Genomic DNA, 17,648 nt, shown 5'->3' on the forward strand with positions numbered 1-17,648 from the left:
TACAAAAAGAGGTTTTTTTATACACTCCTAAAAACAAAAAAACTTAACTCTATAAGAATTAAGTTTTTACTCTTTTTATTTGTACGGGCGGAGAGACTCGAACTCTCACACCTCACGGCACTAGATCCTAAGTCTAGCGTGTCTACCAATTCCACCACGCCCGCGTACTTTTGAAATTGTGGGTGCAAATATAAACAATACTTACAAACTACAAAGAAGAAGTATACTATTTTTCTTATTTTTGAAACTTATTAATACACAACACATGCAAAAAGTAAAAAACTATATCGCTCAGCATAGAGATCGTTTTATCAATGAGCTTATCGATTTATTAAAAATTCCATCAGTAAGTGCAGACCCTGCCTTTAATCAAGACGTATTAAATACTGCTGATGCTGTGAAAGAGAGTTTAGAAAAAGCAGGCTGTGATAAAGTAGAAATTTGTGAAACTCCTGGATACCCAATTGTTTATGGAGAAAAAATAATAGATTCTAATTTACCTACAGTATTGGTATATGGTCATTACGATGTACAACCTGCAGATCCTATTGATTTATGGACGTCTCCTCCTTTCGAGCCTGTTATCAAAAAGACAGACATACATCCTGAAGGAGCTATTTTTGCTCGTGGTGCTTGTGACGATAAAGGGCAAATGTATATGCACGTAAAAGCATTAGAGTATATGACCCATACAGGTAATTTACCTTGTAATGTGAAGTTTATGATTGAAGGTGAAGAAGAAGTAGGCTCAGAAAGTTTAGCTTGGTTTGTACCTAGAAATAAAGAGAGGCTTGCCAACGATGTAATTTTAATTTCTGACACAGGGATGATTGCTAACGATATACCGTCGATTACTACTGGTTTACGTGGATTGAGTTATGTTGAAGTTGAAATTACTGGTCCTAATCGTGATTTACATTCTGGTTTATATGGAGGTGCTGTAGCCAACCCTATTAATATTTTAACACAAATGCTTGCTTCATTACACGATGAAAACAATCATATTACCATTCCTGGATTTTACGATAAAGTAGAAGACTTATCACGTGAAGAACGTGATGAAATGGCTAAAGCTCCATTTTCTTTAGAAGCATATAAAAATGCATTAGATATTGATGATGTTCACGGAGAAGCGGGTTATACCACCAACGAACGTAACGCTATTCGACCTACTTTAGACGTTAACGGAATTTGGGGTGGATATACTGGTGAAGGAGCAAAAACAGTAATTGCTTCAAAAGCATATGCAAAAATATCAATGCGTTTAGTTCCAGGACAAGAATGGGAAGAAATTACCGAATTATTTAAAAAACACTTTGAAAGCATTGCTCCAAATTCGGTAAAAGTAAAAGTAAAACCTCACCATGGTGGCCAAGGATATGTAACTCCTATTGATAATATTGGATACCAAGCAGCAAGTAAAGCATATCAAGAAACCTTTGGAGTTACCCCAATACCACAACGAAGTGGTGGAAGTATTCCTATCGTTGCTTTATTTGAACAAGAATTAAAAAGTAAAACTATTTTAATGGGATTCGGATTAAACTCTGATGCAATTCACTCACCAAATGAACATTTCGGAGTTTGGAATTATTTAAAAGGTATTGAAACCATTCCTTATTTTTATCAATATTTTACTGAATTATCAAAATAATACATTCTAAATAAACCCTTTAAAATAGCCTTGTTTTATATACAAGGCTATTTTTTTTGTTATTTTTTTAACTCTACGCTTGTAGAATTAAAATTTATTTCTACATTTGTAGAGTTAATTCTAATTTTGTAGAGATGCAATTATCGAAAACCGAAGAACAAGTAATGCAATATTTATGGAAGCTAAAAAAGGCATTTATGAAAGACCTTTTAGCTGAATTTCCAGAACCAAAACCAGCGACAACAACTGTAGCTACTTTACTTAAAAGAATGAAAGACAAAGGGTTTGTTGATTATAAATCACATGGAAATTCGAGAGAGTATTTTCCGTTAGTAAAAAAAACAGATTACTTTTCAAAACATGTAAATGGTTTGATTAAAAACTTTTTCAACAATTCTACAAGTCAGTTTGCTTCATTTTTTACTGAAAAAACAGATTTATCTGTTTCTGAATTAAAAAATTTAAAAAAGATTATTGATAATCAAATTAAAAAACAACTATAATGATTACCTATTTTATCAAATCAGGAATTTGTTTAGCATTATTACTTGTTTTTTATCATCTAGTATTAGAAAGAGAAAAAATGCATCAATTCAACCGCTTCTACTTATTAGGAAGCATACTATTTTCTTTCCTAGCACCTTTTTATAAAATATACGAAAAAACAGCTACACAAACATCTAAAGCATTCCAAACCACAATTATAAATAGCGACATAACTACTAACACCATTCCTCAAATAGAAGAGATAAATTATACTTTGTATTTACTTATAGGTTATACTATTATTACATTAGCTCTATTAGTACGCTTTATAAAAAATCTAATAAGTTTATATTTAAAGATAAAACAGCATCCAAAAATAAAAAAAGGACAAGCCACAATTGTTTTGGTAAATGATGCTATATGTCCATATACATTTTGGAATTACATTTTTATAAATAAAGAAGAGTACAGTTCAAATAAAATAGAAACTGAACTCTACACTCACGAATTAACTCATGCTTCACAAAAACACACCTTCGATATATTACTTATTGAATTTTTGCAAGTTGTTTTTTGGATAAACCCGATATTTATCTTCTTAAAGAAAGCAATAAAGTTAAATCACGAATTTTTAGCAGATAGTAAAGTTATTAGTACATATAAAAATACTACTAAATATCAATACTTACTTTTAAATAGAGCAGCTTGGAACAACGAATATTACTTGGCCAGTAATTTGAATTATTTATTAACTAAAAAAAGATTATTAATGATGACAAAACAAAGTTCAAATACCAAAATTTTACTAAAAAAACTCTCAGTAATACCAGTTTTAATTGGTTTTACTATCCTTTTTGCTGAAAGGATTGAAGCTAAAACTTTAGTAATTAACAACGATTTAAACCCTGAAATAAGTATTCTAGAAAATACTTATGAAAAAACTCAGCCTCAATCATCTTCATTGAGTTTATTAGAGAACATAGCGGGTAAAGAAAACTCTCTTGATTTTGATTTAACAAATAACAAAAAAATTGAGTTTAATAGTACTATGGACTCTATTCCTAAATCAACTTCTAAAAGGTTTGTGAATCAACACAAAAGCACTTTTACTTATACGACAAAAAGTGGTGAAAAAATCACTAAAAAACTAGATGAGTTAACAGATAAGGAAAAGAAAATGTTACCTCCACCACCTCCTCCTGTTAAATTAAAAAAAAGAGTTTTATCTAAAAAACTATTTCAAGACTTAAAGAACCCTGAAAAATATGCTATATGGATAGATGGTAAGGCAGTTAATAATACTATTTTGAACAGCTATAAAAGCACCGATTTTTTCAATTATTCTGGAAGTTTTATTCATGAAAATGCTAGAACCACTCGTTTCCCTCAAAAATACCAGTATCAATTAAATACTAAAAATCACATAAAAGAAATACAAAAAAAATTATTACCTCCCCCTCCTCCTAAAATATAAAAGAGAAGGACGCTAAATATTACTACAATGAGAAAAAAATAAGTTATCAAAAAGCTTTAAAATTTTTAAAACCTGATAACTCTATGAATTTACAAAGTTGGAATAAAATTGGCAAAACAATATTTAAACCTACAAACAAACCCATAGTTATAAAAAACTATTTCTGTTAAAAGCCTCTTAAATGAGGCTTTTTTTGTAACAATTACATAAAACACTCGTTATCTACACATAAGCTTATTTTTATGTTAAAACGATTTTTCCTTCTTTGTTCAGGAGCAGATTTAGATTTGCTCGAAAAATGTGCTAATGGAGAACAAAATAAATATGTAGGTATTGGTGCTACTGTTTTCTTTACGGCACTAATGGCAACTATTGCTTCTACTTATGCTCTATACACTGTTTTTGACAACATCTATAGCGCTGTATTCTTCGGAATTATCTGGGGCTTGCTCATCTTTAATTTAGATAGATTTATTGTTTCTACAATCAAAAAAAGAGAATCAAAGAAAAAAGAAATCATACAAGTACTACCTAGGTTATTACTCGCAATGATTATTGCTGTCGTAATTTCTAAACCTTTGGAGCTAAAAATCTTTGAAAAGGAAATTAATCAAGTACTGTTAACCGAAAAAAACCAGATGACACTGGATAACAAAACACAAATTGCACAACAATTTATCCCAGAAATAGCAAAGATAAACTCAGAAATCTCATCTTTAAAAAAAGAAATAACTACTAAAGAAAATGAGGTAAATACCTTATACGAAACCTATATTGCAGAAGCTGAAGGCAGAAAAGGAACAAAACTCATTGGCAAAGGCCCTGTTTATAAAGAAAAGAGAGAGAAGCATGATGTTGCCCTACAAGAATTAACTCAATTAAAGACTAATAATTCTGAAAAGATAAAAGCTAAAGAAGAAACTATTGCTAGCTTGAAAAAAGATCAAAAGTTAAAAGAAACACAAACACAATCCATTATTTCCAATTTTGATGGATTAATGGCTCGAGTAAATGCTTTAAACAAATTGCCTTGGCTACCTTCTTTTTTCATCTTCCTACTATTTCTAGCGATAGAAACTGCGCCTATTTTTGCCAAACTTATCAGCTCAAAAAGTGAATACGATTACAAATTAGAAAACCATGAGTCTTCAGTAAAAACTTGGATTCAACAACAAGTACATCAACGAGAAGCCATTTTGCAAACTGATAAGGATCTTAACAACAAGGTCTATTCCGATTTAAAAACTGAAGAAGAGTTATACAATTACAAACAAAAAATGGCTCGTAATTTAATGAAACTCCAAGCTGACTCTTTCTTTAAGAATCAGCAAGATAATTTATAGTTTTTTTTATTTACTCTTTTTTTTTATTTTTGTTGCTTTAAATTTAAATTCATTGCATGAAAAAGACTAATTACACTATTTTTTTAATAGTGATTTTGCTATGTACCAATATTTTTTCTCAAGAAAAACAAAACCTTTCCTCTCTTTTTATTTCTAAAGAATTAAAAGAAAATGCAAATGCCATCATTAGGCTTAACGAAGTGGTTATAAATGTTGAAGCAGTAGACAAACTTATTGTAAGACAGAAAAGAATTGTAACTGTTTTTAACAAGCTAGGCAAAGTTCATATTAAGGCATACAAAGGCTATGATAATGATACTAAAATAACAAAACTAAAAGCTACTATTTACGATGCTTTTGGTGAGAAAATTAAAAAATATTCAAAAAACGATTTTAAAGATGTAAGTGCTATAGATGGTAATACATTATACTCTGACTCGAGAGTTAAGTTCTTAGAACACACACCTACTTCATATCCTTATACAGTAGTGTTTGAATCTGAAGAAGAAAGCTCATCAACAGGGTTTATTCCTAAATGGTTTCCAATTGAAAACTACAATTTAGCTATCGAAAAAAGTGTATATATCTTAAACAATCCGCAAAAAATTCCTTTCAGAAAAAAAGAAAAAAACTTTAAAGGATTTTCTATTCAAAACACATATAATGAGAGTAATTTATCTTACAACCTAACAAACCAAAAAGCAATAAAACCAGAATATTATAGCTTAAATTATGAAGATTTAGTTCCAAACGCATCTATTTCTTTTAATTTATTTAGCTTAAAAGGTATTAAAGGAAACTTCAAAAACTGGGAAGAGTTTGGAAAGTGGATGTATAATAATCTTATTAGTGGTAGAAATGAGCTACCACGTGCTACAGTAGAAAAGGTAAAAGACTTAGTTAAAAATGTAAATGACCCTATAGAAAAAGCAAAAATCATTTATGATTATGTTCAAAACAAAACAAGATATATTAGCGTACAAGTTGGTATTGGTGGTTGGGAACCAATAGCCGCAAACAAAGTTGACCAAGTTAGTTATGGTGATTGTAAAGGGTTAACAAATTACACCAAAGCACTCTTAGATATTGTTGGTGTTGACTCTTACCACACTCTTGTTTATGCACAGAATAAAAAAAATATAGATAAAAATTTTAGTTCTCTCCAAGGAAATCATATGATTTTAAATATTCCCAACGAGGGAAAAGATATTTGGTTAGAATGTACTAGTCAAACAATTCCTTTTGGTTTTTTAGGTGACTTCACAGATGACAGAGATGTATTAGTTATTACTCCAGAAGGTGGAGTTATTAAAAGAACTCCTGCATACATTAATAACGACAACTTACAAATAACAAAAGCAAATGTTGAGTTGTTAGCTGATGGAAATATTGCTGCTAATGTTGAAATAAAATCATACGGAACTCAATATGATGACAAATATACTATCGAGAACTATACTCAAAAAGAACTTACTAAGTACTACAAGTCTACCGTTTGGGATTACAATAACAATTTAGAAGTAAAAAACACTCAACTTTTTAATGATAAAGAAAAAATTGAGTTTACTGAAAGTATTGACACTGAAATAGAAAAATTTGCTACAGTAAGGGATAACAGCTACCTATTTAAGCTAAATGTATTCAATAGGATGACAGGAATTCCGAAAAAATATAGAGATAGGCAATACCCTTTAGAAATTGAACGAGGCTTTACTGATAAAGATGAATTTATTTTTAAACTTCCTGAAGAATACTCATTAATAAACCTACCGAGTAATAAGAAAATTACAAATAAGTTTGGCACTTACATTATAAATTTTGAAAAAATAGACGAAACATCTTTTAAGTATGCAAGAGAATTTTCTGTTGTAAAAGGCATATACCCTAAAGAAGATTATAAAGCGTATAGAAAATTCAGGAAATTAGTTGCCAAATACGACAACTTAAGAACAGAACTCATTAAAAAATAAAAACTATGAAAAAAGCATTACTTATCCTAGCTCTAATCTTTGCCTATAATTTAAATGCCCAAGAAATAAAATTCGGTAAAGTATCTAAAGAAGAGCTAAAAGAAAAATTATATCCTTTAGACTCTACAGCCGATGCTGCTTATTTAAATCTAACCCGAAAAACATATTATACTTTTTCTGAAAAAAGAGGATTTGAAATTGTAAATGAAATACATGAAAGAATAAAGATTTACACAAAAGAAGGCTTTGAAAATGCCACTAGATCAATTATATATTACAAACCAGATTCTGGAAGTAAAGACAAAATAAACTCTGTAAAAGGATATACTTTTACATTAGAAAACGGCAAGATAGAAAGACAAAAGCTATCAAAATCTTCAATTTTTGACGAAAAGCTATCGAAATATAAAAGCCTGAAAAAAATTACGTTTCCTAATATAAAAGAAGGGGCTGTTATTGATTTAGAATATAAAATAACCTCTCCTTATACTCATGTAATAGATGAAATAGATTATCAATTTGGTATTCCTGTAAAATCTTTTTATTGTTCTATTGAAATTCCAGAGTATTATACGTTTACAAAAAAACAAAAAGGTTATTTTTTAATTCCTGTAAAAACTTCAACAAAAAGCAAATCTATTACCTCCTTTAAAAAGTACAGTAATTCTCAAAATCTTAGGGTAGAAGTTGGAAGTTCAAGAGTGGATTATAAAAACAACGTAGATGTTTACGAAGCTGAAAATATACCTGCCTTAAAAGATACGGAACCTTATATTTCTAATATTGAAAACTACAGAGGTGGTATTGAATATGAATTAGCTTCGACAAAATTTCCTAACTCAACAATGAAGTTTTACTCAAGTTCTTGGGAAGATGTTTCTAAACAAATATACAAATCTCCTAATTTTGGAAGTGAACTAGAGAAAACGGGATATTTTGAAAATGATATTGATCCTTTAATAAATAGCGCTGCAAATAACTATGAAAAAGTAGCTAGTATTTTTCATTTTGTAAAAGAAAAAGTAAAATGGAATAACTACTATGGAAAATATGTAGAAAAAGGCGTTAAAAGAGCCTATAAAGAAGGTACTGGTAATATTGCAGAAATTAACTTAATGCTTACCTCTATGTTACGTTATGCAGGCCTAAACGCTTACCCTGTTTTAGTGAGTACTAGGGCAAATGGAACCCCTTTATCCCCTACATTAAGTGGTTTTAACTATGTTATAACAATGGTTAAGTTTTCAGACAACAAGTATATTTTGTTAGATGCTTCTGAACCATATAGCCTCCCTAATATTTTACCTACAAGAGCGCTAAATTGGAATGGTAGAGTTGTTGCTGAAAATGGAGGCTCTACATGGGTTAAGCTAGCTCCATCAAAACATGCTACTGTAGATAATATTTTAATGGCTAAAGTTACTGAAGATTTAACCGTTGAAGGGTTTGTTAGAACAAAATTCTTTAACCATAAAGCATTGAAGTTTAGAAAAAAAAATAATAACGTTGAAGAAGAAGCGTTAAAAACAAACTTTGAAGAAAATAACAATATAGAAATTGAAAATTTTAAAATTTCTAATATTCAAGATTTAGGTACTCCAGTTAACAGGGATGTGAAGTTTTCAAGTGAGGATTTAATCGAAGAAGTTAATAATAAAATATATATAGAACCTTTATTATTTTTAACAGAAAGGGAAAATCCTTTTAAAATAAATGATCGAAAATTTCCTGTAGATTTTGCTTCACCATTAAAATACAAAAACTCTATTTCTATACAAATTCCTACAGATTATAAAGTAGAATCTTTGCCAGAAACTTTAGCCATTGGTTTACCTGAGAAATTAGGGTTATTTAAATATCAAATTTCACAAGTTGGTAATAAAATTAAAGTCCTATCTGTTTTACAGTTTAACAAATCTGTTATTATACCAGAATACTACTCAGCTTTAAAAGACTTTTATAGTAAAGTTGTAGAAAAGCAAACAGAGAAAATAGTATTAATTAGAGAATAGAGCTATAATGAAATACTTATTATTTATTTTAACTATGTGTTTTTCATTCAACAGTAAAGCACAGGATGTGGTATTTGGAAAAATTTCAACAAAAGAATTAAAAGAAAAACTCTATCCTTTAGACTCTACAGCCGATGCTGCTTATTTGTATAAAAGTAAAGATGTTTCATATGAGTTTACAGGTAGTGAAGGTTGGTACTTAATAACAAAAGTTCATGAAAGAATTAAAATTTACAATAAAAAGGGTTTTGATTACGCAAACAAAACTATTAAACTGTTTAATAGAGGGGGAAAAGATGAGAAAGTTACAAATTTAAAGGCCTATACTTTTTTTATAGACGAAAAAGGAGAAGTAAGTAAACTAAAACTTTCTAAAAAAGAAGTTTTTGAAGAGGAAAAAACCGATTACTGGAGTATAAAAAAAATAACTATGCCTGGTATAAAAGAGGGAGTTATAATAGATTTAACATATCAAAAAAAATCTCCTTATTACCAGTATATCGATAAAATCACAATACAAGAAAATATTCCTGTAAAAAAAATCAGCATTAAGGTTAATATCCCCGAGTATTTTACTTTTAAAAGCTACCAAAAAGGATATTATCCAATAAGTCTTCAAAAATCAAACAAGAATAGAATTATAAATTATTCATATAGGCAAAAAAATTGCACTACTTGTGCTACAACAAGCAGATATAATGAAAAGGTAAATTTGCTAGAAAGTAGCATCGAAATTAATGAAGAAAACTTACCCTCTTTAAAAGATACAGAACCTTACTGTGGCAATATTAATAATTACAGAGCTGGCTTAGAATTTGAACTTTCTAGCATCAAATTTCCTAACACCAAGTATAGCAACTACACTGGGTCATGGAATAGTGTTTGTAAGACAATATATAAATCATCAAACTTTGGTAGTGAATTAGAAAAAAGTAGTTATTATAAAAAAGACTTGCAAAATATCTTAAGCTACGCTAAAAATGATTATGAAAAAACAGCATTAATATTTCAATTCGTTAAGACTAAAATAAAATGGAATACTTATTATGCTAAATATACAGACAAAGGGGTTAAAAAAGCATATAAAGAAGGGGTTGGTAATGCTGCTGAAATTAACTTAATACTTACATCAATGCTAAGAAACGCTGGTCTTGATACAAATCCAGTTTTAGTAAGTACTAGGAATAACGGAATTCCTTTATTTCCTACATTAGATGGATTTAATTACGTAATTTCTAAAGTAAATTTTTCTGATGGAAAATATATTTTATTAGACGCAACCGAGATATACACTACTCCTAACACCCTTCCTATTAGAGCTTTAAACTGGTACGGTAGAGAAGTTTTAAAAAATGGAGAATCAAAACAGGTTAAACTTACCCCCTCTTCTTTAACTAAAGAAACTAATAGTCTATTTGTAAAAATTGATGAATTGGGAGGTGTAACTGGAATATTTAGAAAGTCTCTCACAGGACATTCAGCGATGTTTTATCGCCAAAAAAATAATGTTAAAAAAGAGGAAGATATTATTACCTCTACAGAAGAAAAACTTGGTATTGAAATTGAAACTTTTAAAGTTCTTAACACAAAAAAAATCAATAAACCAATAATGCAAACAATTAAGTTTACAGGTGAAGATTTCATTGAAGAAATTAACAATAAATTGTATTTCAATCCTGCTTTTTTCTTGGCTACTAAAGAAAACCCTTTTAAATCGGAAGAAAGAAAATTTCCTATTGATTTTGGTATGCCTTGGCAAAATAATTTTTCAGTTTCTATATCTATCCCTGATGGATATATTATTGAATCATACCCTAAAGAGTTAGCAATTAGTTTACCCGAAAACATAGGTGTGTTTAAATACAAAATTCTTACTAAAGACAATAAAATAAGCTTATTGTCTGTAACTCAATTTAATTCAAGTATTATTTCTCCAAGTTATTATCCAACTATCAAAGAGTTTTACACGCAATTAGTACAAAAACAAACAGAAAAAATAGTATTAATAAAAAAATAATGAGAAATATACTCTTAGCTTTAACTAGTCTTATTTTTTTAAACGGTTACTCTCAAAAAAAGAGATCTACAACAGTTGGGAAAATTAGTATTAAAGAACTAAAAATGGTTAGTTATGAAAAAGATACAACTGCAAATGCAGTAGTTCTATACGAACATGCCAACTACTACATAGATGAAAACAAAGATTATAAAAAAACCACCGATTTTTATTTTAAAGTAAAGATCCTTAAAAATGAAGGAGTAGATAAAGCTACCGTAAAAATTCCTTTCTATGGAGAAGAAGTAGTGCATTCTATCAAAGGGATTACCTATAACATTTCTAAAAGCAATAAAATCATTAAAAATCATTTAATAAACAGCCAAGTTTACACCAAAGATTTATATGGAAAATGGAAAGAAATTATATTTACATTACCAAATATAAAAAAAGGGAGTGTCATAGAATATACATATTCTGTAACGTCTCCTTACTCTAAAATAGACGATTGGAATTTTCAATCTGATATCCCCAAAGTTAAGAGTGATTTCACCGCTGCTATTCTTGGTAATTGGAAGTATAATATAAGGGTGGTTGGTTTTCAAAAACTTAATAAAAACAATGCTTCAGTAAAAAAAGGATGTGTTTATATTCCTGGGCTTGGTGATGGTGCTTGTTTGATTTTAGACTACGGAATGGATGATATTTCTGCTTTTAAAGAAGAAGACTATATGCTAAGCAAAGAAAACTTTATGTCTAAACTATCTTTTGAATTAGAGTCTTTTCAAAACCCAAAAGGAGGTATTGACAGGTACACAAAAACATGGAAAGATGCAGATAAAAGTTTAAAACATGATTTTCTAGATAACCAAACTTCAAAAAAAGGCTTTTTTAAAAAACATTTACCTCCTAATCTAATTTCAATTAAAAATGATTTAGAGAGAGCAAAAAAAATGTATACCTTTATTCAAAACCACTTTACGTGGAATGAAAAATATTGGCCTTCAAAAAAAGTTAGAATTAAAGAAGCTTTCGACAATAAGACAGGAAATATTTTTGATATTAACTTATCTCTATACAATTCATTAAAAGCAGTAAATATTGAAAGTTATTTAGTTCTTTCTTCTACAAGAAATAAAGAAATACCTACAAAACTGTATCCTGTTATTGATGACTTTAATTACTTACTAGTAAAAGCTATTATCAATAACAAAACTTATTTCCTAGATGCTACTAACAAACAGCTCTCTTTTGGGTTAGTTAGAAGTGAATCATTAAATGGTGATGGTAGGGTTATGGATTTTAAAAAAGGAAGTTATTGGGAAACTATAAAATTAAACAGAAAAACCTATAAAAGTATCAAAGCTCAACTATCGTTAAATAAAGATAATGGATTACAAGGAAGTTTAATGGTTTCTACTGATGGTTTTTTTGCTGTAAATGATAGAGAAAATTTAAATACTCAGAGTCTTGAAACCTATATTGAAAACTTTGAATCTGAACATCCGAATCTTGAAGTAGAAAGTTTGGACCATCAGAACTTAAATAACAAAGAAAACATACTGCATCAAATTTATACTATAACTTCAGATAATTTAAACTTTGATACTAAACTTAGGTTAAACCCTTTTTTAATAGAACGTTTTACAAAAAATCCTTTTAAACTAAATGAAAGGGAATATCCAGTAGATTATGGCTATCCTAGGAGTTATACCTATATGCTTTCCTTAAAATTACCTGAAGGGTATATTGCACAAAGTTTACCCGAAAAAAGACATCTGAGTTTACCTAATAAAGGAGGTAATTTTATAGTTAATTTTAAATACTTAAACAATACAATTAGTGTGTACTCAAAAGTGAATTTAAACAAAAGAATTTACACTAGTGAAGAGTATCATTATTTAAAAGAATTTTACAATCAAATAATAAAATCTCAAGACGTATTTATTGAAATAGAAAAAGCGAGTAATTAATTACTCGCTTTTTTATCTATAATGCTATTGCTATAGAGTTTTTTACTTCTCCAATGGTAAAAATACTATGAGTACTACCAACATGTTTTAGGGCAGTAAGTTTATTTACTATAAAATCTCGATAAGCATCCATATCTTTCACATAAATCTTTAAAATGTAATCATAATCACCACTCACATGAAAACATTCGGTTACCTCTTCTAACCTATTAACTTCTTTTTCAAATACCGCTATATAGTCTTTATTGTGTTTTTCTAGTTGAACATGACAAAAAACTAAAAATGATTTTTCAATTTTATTTTTATTTACTAAAGCAACATATTGTTTGATAACTTTCTCTTTTTCTAATTTCTTTATTCTCTCATAAACAGCAGTTACTGACAATCCTAATTGTAATGATAGTTGTTTTGTAGTTTGTTTACTATCTACCTGAAGTAATTCTAATAACTTCTTATCAATTTTATCTAATTTCATCTGAAAAAAAATCTACTTACTTAATTAAACCTACACTATTAATGTTATAAAAACCACAAAAGTACACATATATAGTATAAAAATCTATAATAAATGTTTTATCTTGATTTTTTAACCAAAAAAAATGATTTTAGAGGTCTATTAACAATTAATTCGAGTTATCATGAAATTTAAACCCGCAAACAACATTCAAGACCTACAATACTTTGGAGAATTTGGTGGAGTAAACCCATCAATATCTGACTCTTCTACTTATACTTTTTTATCAGCAAAAACTATGTTTGATACTTTTGAGGGAAATACAGATGGTTGCTATTTATATTCTCGTCACTCATCTCCTTCAAACCTGTACCTATCTGAAGCTTTAGCTGCTATGGAAGGTACTGAAACGGCAAACGTTGCTAGCTCTGGTATGGGAGCCATTACTCCTACTATTTTACAAATTTGTGGAGCCGGAGACCATATTGTATCAAGCAGAACTATTTATGGAGGAACTTATGCTTTCTTAAAGAATTTTACCCCTAGAATGGGTATCGAAACTTCCTTTATAGATATTACAAAATTAGATGTAGTTGAAGCAGCAATTACTAAAAACACCAAAATGATTTACTGTGAAACGGTTAGCAATCCTTTATTAGAAGTTGCTGATATCAAAGCACTATCAATGTTAGTTAAGAAACATAATTTACAATTAGTCGTAGATAATACCTTTTCTCCGTTATCAATTTCACCCGCTCAATTAGGGGCTGATCTAGTACTTCATAGTTTAACTAAATTTATAAATGGGTCTTCTGATACTATGGGGGGAGTTGTCTGTGGATCTAAAGAATTTATCAACTCTCAAAAAAGTGTAATTGATGGTGCTAGTATGTTACTTGGTACATCCATGGATTCTATGCGCTCTGCTTCTATTTTAAAAAACATGCGAACTCTTCATATTCGTATAAAACAACACAGTAAAAATGCAAGTTATTTGGCTAAAAAGTTTGAAGCTGACGGATTAAAAACCGTATATCCTGGATTAAAATCACATCCTTCCCATGAAGTTTTCAAATCGATGATGAATGAAGAATATGGTTTTGGAGGAATGTTAACCATTGATGCTGGCTCTTTAGAAAAAGCAAATGCCTTGATGGAATTAATGCAAGAAAGAAATTTAGGATATTTAGCTGTTAGTTTAGGTTTTTATAAAACCTTATTCTCTGCCCCAGGAACTTCAACATCATCAGAAATTCCTTTAGAAGAACAAAAAGAAATGGGGCTCACCAATGGGCTAATTCGTTTCTCTATTGGATTAGATAACGACATAGAGCGTACCTATCAAATGATGAAAACTTGCATAAAAGAAGTAGGCGTACTATAATTTAGAACTATGAACGAAATAATTTCTTTTGGTATTTTGTCTTTTACCTCATTTTTCACGCTCATCAACCCTTTAGGCACCATGCCTATTTTTATGACGATGACTGCTGATTTAGACAAAGAGAGCAGAAATCAAACAGCTAGAAAAGCCTCTATAGTTAGTTTTATAACCATCTTAATTTTTGCCTTTTCAGGCCAGTTATTATTTAATTTCTTCGGAATTTCTGTAAACAGCTTTAGAGTTGTTGGTGGAGTAATTTTCTTTTTAATGGGAATGGACATGCTTCAAGCAAGATTAGGAAAAGTAAAATTGAGTAGCTCTGAGGTTAAAACGTATGTTAACGATATCTCTGTTACTCCATTAGCTATACCTATGATTTGTGGTCCAGGAGCCTTAACCAATGCTATTGTAATGATGGAAGATGCCAATTCTATTGAAATGAAATTAGCATTAATCATTGCTGCCTTTTTGGTAATTATAGTAACCTATTTAATCTTATATAGCTCCTCTAAAATCATTAAAATACTAGGTCAAACGGGTATAAATGTTATGATGAGGTTAATGGGACTTATAGTTATGGTAATTGCAGTTGAATTTTTCTTTAGTGGTCTTAAACCTATTATCATTGATATGTTAAGCAGTAAGTAGATTCTGAACGGATTACATTTGTGTAATTCTTTACAAAATCGTAACATTACAAGCCGAAAAAATTACCACACATGCAAGACGACAAAAATTTATCTGAAATTGAAATAGAAAATCAAAAAATAATTGAAAATACTGAGTTAAATATATGGGAAGCTCTAGTTCCAGTTGTTATTTTAATGGGATTACTTGCGTATAATATTTTCTGTGCTAATGGTGCTTGGTTAGGAGACTACTCAAATCAATATATTTTACTAATAGGTGGTGGAATTGCAGCTGGCGTCGGTTTTTTAAATAAGGTTTCAGTTAAAAGAATGGTTTTAGAGATTTGGGAAAACTGGAAAAGTGTCTTTATTCCTGTTTTAATTTTATTTTTAGTTGGAGCTTTGGCTGGTACTTGGCTTATTAGTGGAATTATTCCCGCAATGGTTTATTACGGTTTACAGGTTTTAAGTCCTGCTATATTTTTACCTGCTTCTGTAATTATTGCAGCTATTATATCAATAGCTACAGGTAGTTCTTGGACCACATCAGCAACTGTTGGTATTGCTTTGGTTGGTATAGGTAGTGCATTAGGTATTCCTTCTGGAATGATTGCTGGTGCAGTAATTTCAGGTGCTTACTTTGGAGATAAAATGTCTCCCCTTTCAGATACTACCAACTTGGCTCCAGCCATGGCAGGTACTGATTTATTCACACACATAAAGTACATGGCGTACACAACCGTTCCTACAATCATAGTAACCTTAATAATATTTACCATTCTAAGCGGAACTACAGATACTACTGGAAGCGCAGATATTAGTAATTTATTATCCTCTATTAATAAATCTTTTAACATTACTCCTTTGTTATTTATAGTACCTTTTGTAGTAATTGTTATGATTTTACTAAAAACAAAACCTTTAATAGCACTAGGTACAGGGGTAGTTTTAGCTGCAATTTTTGCTTTCACTTTTCAACACAATGTATTAATTGGGTTGGCTGAAACAAAGCTTGAGTCAATTATAAATGCTATTTTATCAGATACTCAAATTAAAACAGATAATGAAAAACTAACCGAACTATTTAGCTCTGGAGGTATGAACGGTATGCTTTGGACTATCTTTTTAATTATATGTGCAATGGTATTTGGTGGTATAATGGATGCTATTGGAGCTTTAGCTAAAATAACTAAAGCTTTACTATCTATAGCCTCTTCTGTCTTCGGTTTATTTGCTAGTACTGTAGTAAGTTGTTTGGGTTTAAATATTGTAGCTTCTGATCAATATTTAGCAATTGTTATTCCTGGAAAAATGTTTAAACAAGCTTATGAAGACAAGGGGCTAGCTCCTGAGAACTTAAGTAGAACTTTAGAAGATTCTGGTACAGTTACCTCTGTTTTAATTCCATGGAATACCTGTGGTGCATATCAATCTAGTGTACTAGGAGTTGGTGTTGGCGAATATGCTTTATATGCTTTCTTTAATTACCTAAGCCCATTTACAACATTACTATTTGCTGCTTTTAGAATTAAAATAAAACAATTAGCTTCTAAATAACAATATATATAAAGCCTCACTTAACAATGAGGCTGTTTTTTTTGTGATTGTAAAAGCTCAACTACAAGATGTTGAATTACTAACTAAAATTGCTTTAAACTCTAAAGCTTACTGGGGGGGTATTCCAAAAATCAAATGGAAAAGTGGAAAGCTGACTTAACGGTAACCCCAAAAATGTTTAATGATTGTAATATTAACAAATATCTAGTTAACGATGAAATAGCTGGATTTTATGTCTTATATCGAGCAAATATCAGAACTAGTTTTTTAGAGTTTTTATTTGTTTCTCCTAAATTTATAAAACAAAGGATTGGCTCTAAATTACTCGAGCACGCAAAAAAATCTTGTATAAGTGGTTCTTGTGCTGTATTAAATGTTTTATCAGACCCAAACTCAGAAGCTTTTTATTTGAAACATGGATTCGAAGTAATTGGTAAGCGAGAGAGTAGTATAAAAGGCGTTTTTTACCTGAAATGGAGTTTTATTTTATTGAAAACATGTAACAAAATTGACACTATTAAAAGTACCCAAGGGGTTCCGTGCAAAAATACATCAAACCAATCCATAAATTGCATTGCGTGTTCTCCTGAAAATGCATTCCCTCCAGCTATCCATTTTAACTTCCCTACAATATGTGGAGGTCTAAAAGGCGCTAAACCTAAAGTTAAACTTGCTATTAAAAACAACTTCCAGTTTTGTCGTAATTTCTCCTTCAT

13 protein-coding genes, 1 tRNA gene and 1 pseudogene are annotated in these 17,648 nt (G+C 29.8%); 12 read left to right on the plus strand and 3 right to left on the minus strand.

Annotated features, from left to right (window positions below; translation table 11 throughout):
• Positions 1–82: 82 nt before the first annotated feature.
• Positions 83–164: transfer RNA gene (locus tag ACKTSW_RS10695), tRNA-Leu, on the minus strand.
• A 101-nt stretch (positions 165–265) separates the two neighbouring features.
• Between ACKTSW_RS10695 and ACKTSW_RS10700 the strand changes: the two genes are divergently transcribed.
• The 8 genes from ACKTSW_RS10700 (at position 266) to ACKTSW_RS10735 (ending at position 12,908) form a co-directional block, all read left to right on the plus strand.
• Positions 266–1,654, plus strand: a complete 1,389-nt coding sequence (locus tag ACKTSW_RS10700; protein ID WP_408025257.1) for a dipeptidase — start codon at positions 266–268, stop codon at positions 1,652–1,654.
• 134 nt (positions 1,655–1,788) lie between these two features.
• On the plus strand, positions 1,789–2,157 hold the full coding sequence (locus ACKTSW_RS10705) for a BlaI/MecI/CopY family transcriptional regulator (protein ID WP_408025258.1): 369 nt from the start codon (positions 1,789–1,791) through the stop codon (positions 2,155–2,157).
• A complete protein-coding gene (locus tag ACKTSW_RS10710) occupies positions 2,157–3,614 on the plus strand; it encodes a M56 family metallopeptidase (protein WP_408025259.1) in 1,458 nt (485 codons plus the stop codon). Before ACKTSW_RS10705 ends, ACKTSW_RS10710 begins: the two co-directional genes overlap by 1 nt.
• A gap of 242 nt (positions 3,615–3,856) precedes the next feature.
• Positions 3,857–4,957 (plus strand): DUF4407 domain-containing protein, encoded by a 1,101-nt coding sequence (locus ACKTSW_RS10715; RefSeq protein ID WP_408025260.1) that lies wholly within the window; start codon positions 3,857–3,859, stop codon positions 4,955–4,957.
• 56 nt (positions 4,958–5,013) lie between these two features.
• Positions 5,014–6,927, plus strand: coding sequence for a DUF3857 domain-containing protein (locus tag ACKTSW_RS10720; RefSeq protein ID WP_408025261.1), 1,914 nt, complete (start codon positions 5,014–5,016; stop codon positions 6,925–6,927).
• A 5-nt stretch (positions 6,928–6,932) separates the two neighbouring features.
• Positions 6,933–8,939 (plus strand): transglutaminase domain-containing protein, encoded by a 2,007-nt coding sequence (locus tag ACKTSW_RS10725; protein ID WP_408025262.1) that lies wholly within the window; start codon positions 6,933–6,935, stop codon positions 8,937–8,939.
• A gap of 7 nt (positions 8,940–8,946) precedes the next feature.
• Positions 8,947–10,956 carry a transglutaminase domain-containing protein gene (locus tag ACKTSW_RS10730; protein ID WP_408025263.1) on the plus strand — a complete coding sequence of 670 codons (2,010 nt, stop codon included), beginning with the start codon at positions 8,947–8,949 and terminating at the stop codon, positions 10,954–10,956.
• Positions 10,956–12,908 (plus strand): DUF3857 domain-containing protein, encoded by a 1,953-nt coding sequence (locus ACKTSW_RS10735; protein ID WP_408025264.1) that lies wholly within the window; start codon positions 10,956–10,958, stop codon positions 12,906–12,908. The genes ACKTSW_RS10730 and ACKTSW_RS10735 overlap by 1 nt, the downstream gene beginning before the upstream one ends.
• 16 nt (positions 12,909–12,924) lie before the next feature.
• On the opposite strand, the gene ACKTSW_RS10740 is transcribed toward ACKTSW_RS10735, so the two are convergent.
• A complete protein-coding gene (locus tag ACKTSW_RS10740) occupies positions 12,925–13,383 on the minus strand; it encodes an Lrp/AsnC family transcriptional regulator (RefSeq protein ID WP_408025265.1) in 459 nt (152 codons plus the stop codon).
• A gap of 163 nt (positions 13,384–13,546) precedes the next feature.
• Here ACKTSW_RS10740 and ACKTSW_RS10745 point away from each other — a divergent pair, with 163 nt between their 5' ends.
• The 4 genes and pseudogenes from ACKTSW_RS10745 to ACKTSW_RS10760 all read left to right on the plus strand — a co-directional run.
• The gene (locus tag ACKTSW_RS10745; protein WP_408025266.1) at positions 13,547–14,746 is read left to right on the plus strand and encodes an aminotransferase class I/II-fold pyridoxal phosphate-dependent enzyme; all 1,200 of its coding nucleotides are present in this window, start codon (positions 13,547–13,549) and stop codon (positions 14,744–14,746) included.
• Between the two features lie 9 nt (positions 14,747–14,755).
• Positions 14,756–15,394, plus strand: a complete 639-nt coding sequence (locus ACKTSW_RS10750; RefSeq protein ID WP_408025267.1) for a MarC family protein — start codon at positions 14,756–14,758, stop codon at positions 15,392–15,394.
• 71 nt (positions 15,395–15,465) lie between these two features.
• A complete protein-coding gene (locus tag ACKTSW_RS10755) occupies positions 15,466–16,932 on the plus strand; it encodes a Na+/H+ antiporter NhaC family protein (RefSeq protein WP_408025268.1) in 1,467 nt (488 codons plus the stop codon).
• A 174-nt stretch (positions 16,933–17,106) separates the two neighbouring features.
• A pseudogene (locus ACKTSW_RS10760) lies at positions 17,107–17,385 on the plus strand (GNAT family N-acetyltransferase); the annotation flags it as partial.
• A gap of 11 nt (positions 17,386–17,396) precedes the next feature.
• On the opposite strand, the gene ACKTSW_RS10765 reads toward ACKTSW_RS10760, so the two are convergent.
• Positions 17,397–17,648 carry a hypothetical protein gene (locus ACKTSW_RS10765; RefSeq protein WP_408025269.1) on the minus strand — a complete coding sequence of 84 codons (252 nt, stop codon included), beginning with the start codon at positions 17,646–17,648 and terminating at the stop codon, positions 17,397–17,399.

The sequence above is a fragment of the Tenacibaculum sediminilitoris genome, assembly GCF_964513795.1.
Classification (GTDB): domain Bacteria; phylum Bacteroidota; class Bacteroidia; order Flavobacteriales; family Flavobacteriaceae; genus Polaribacter; species Polaribacter sediminilitoris.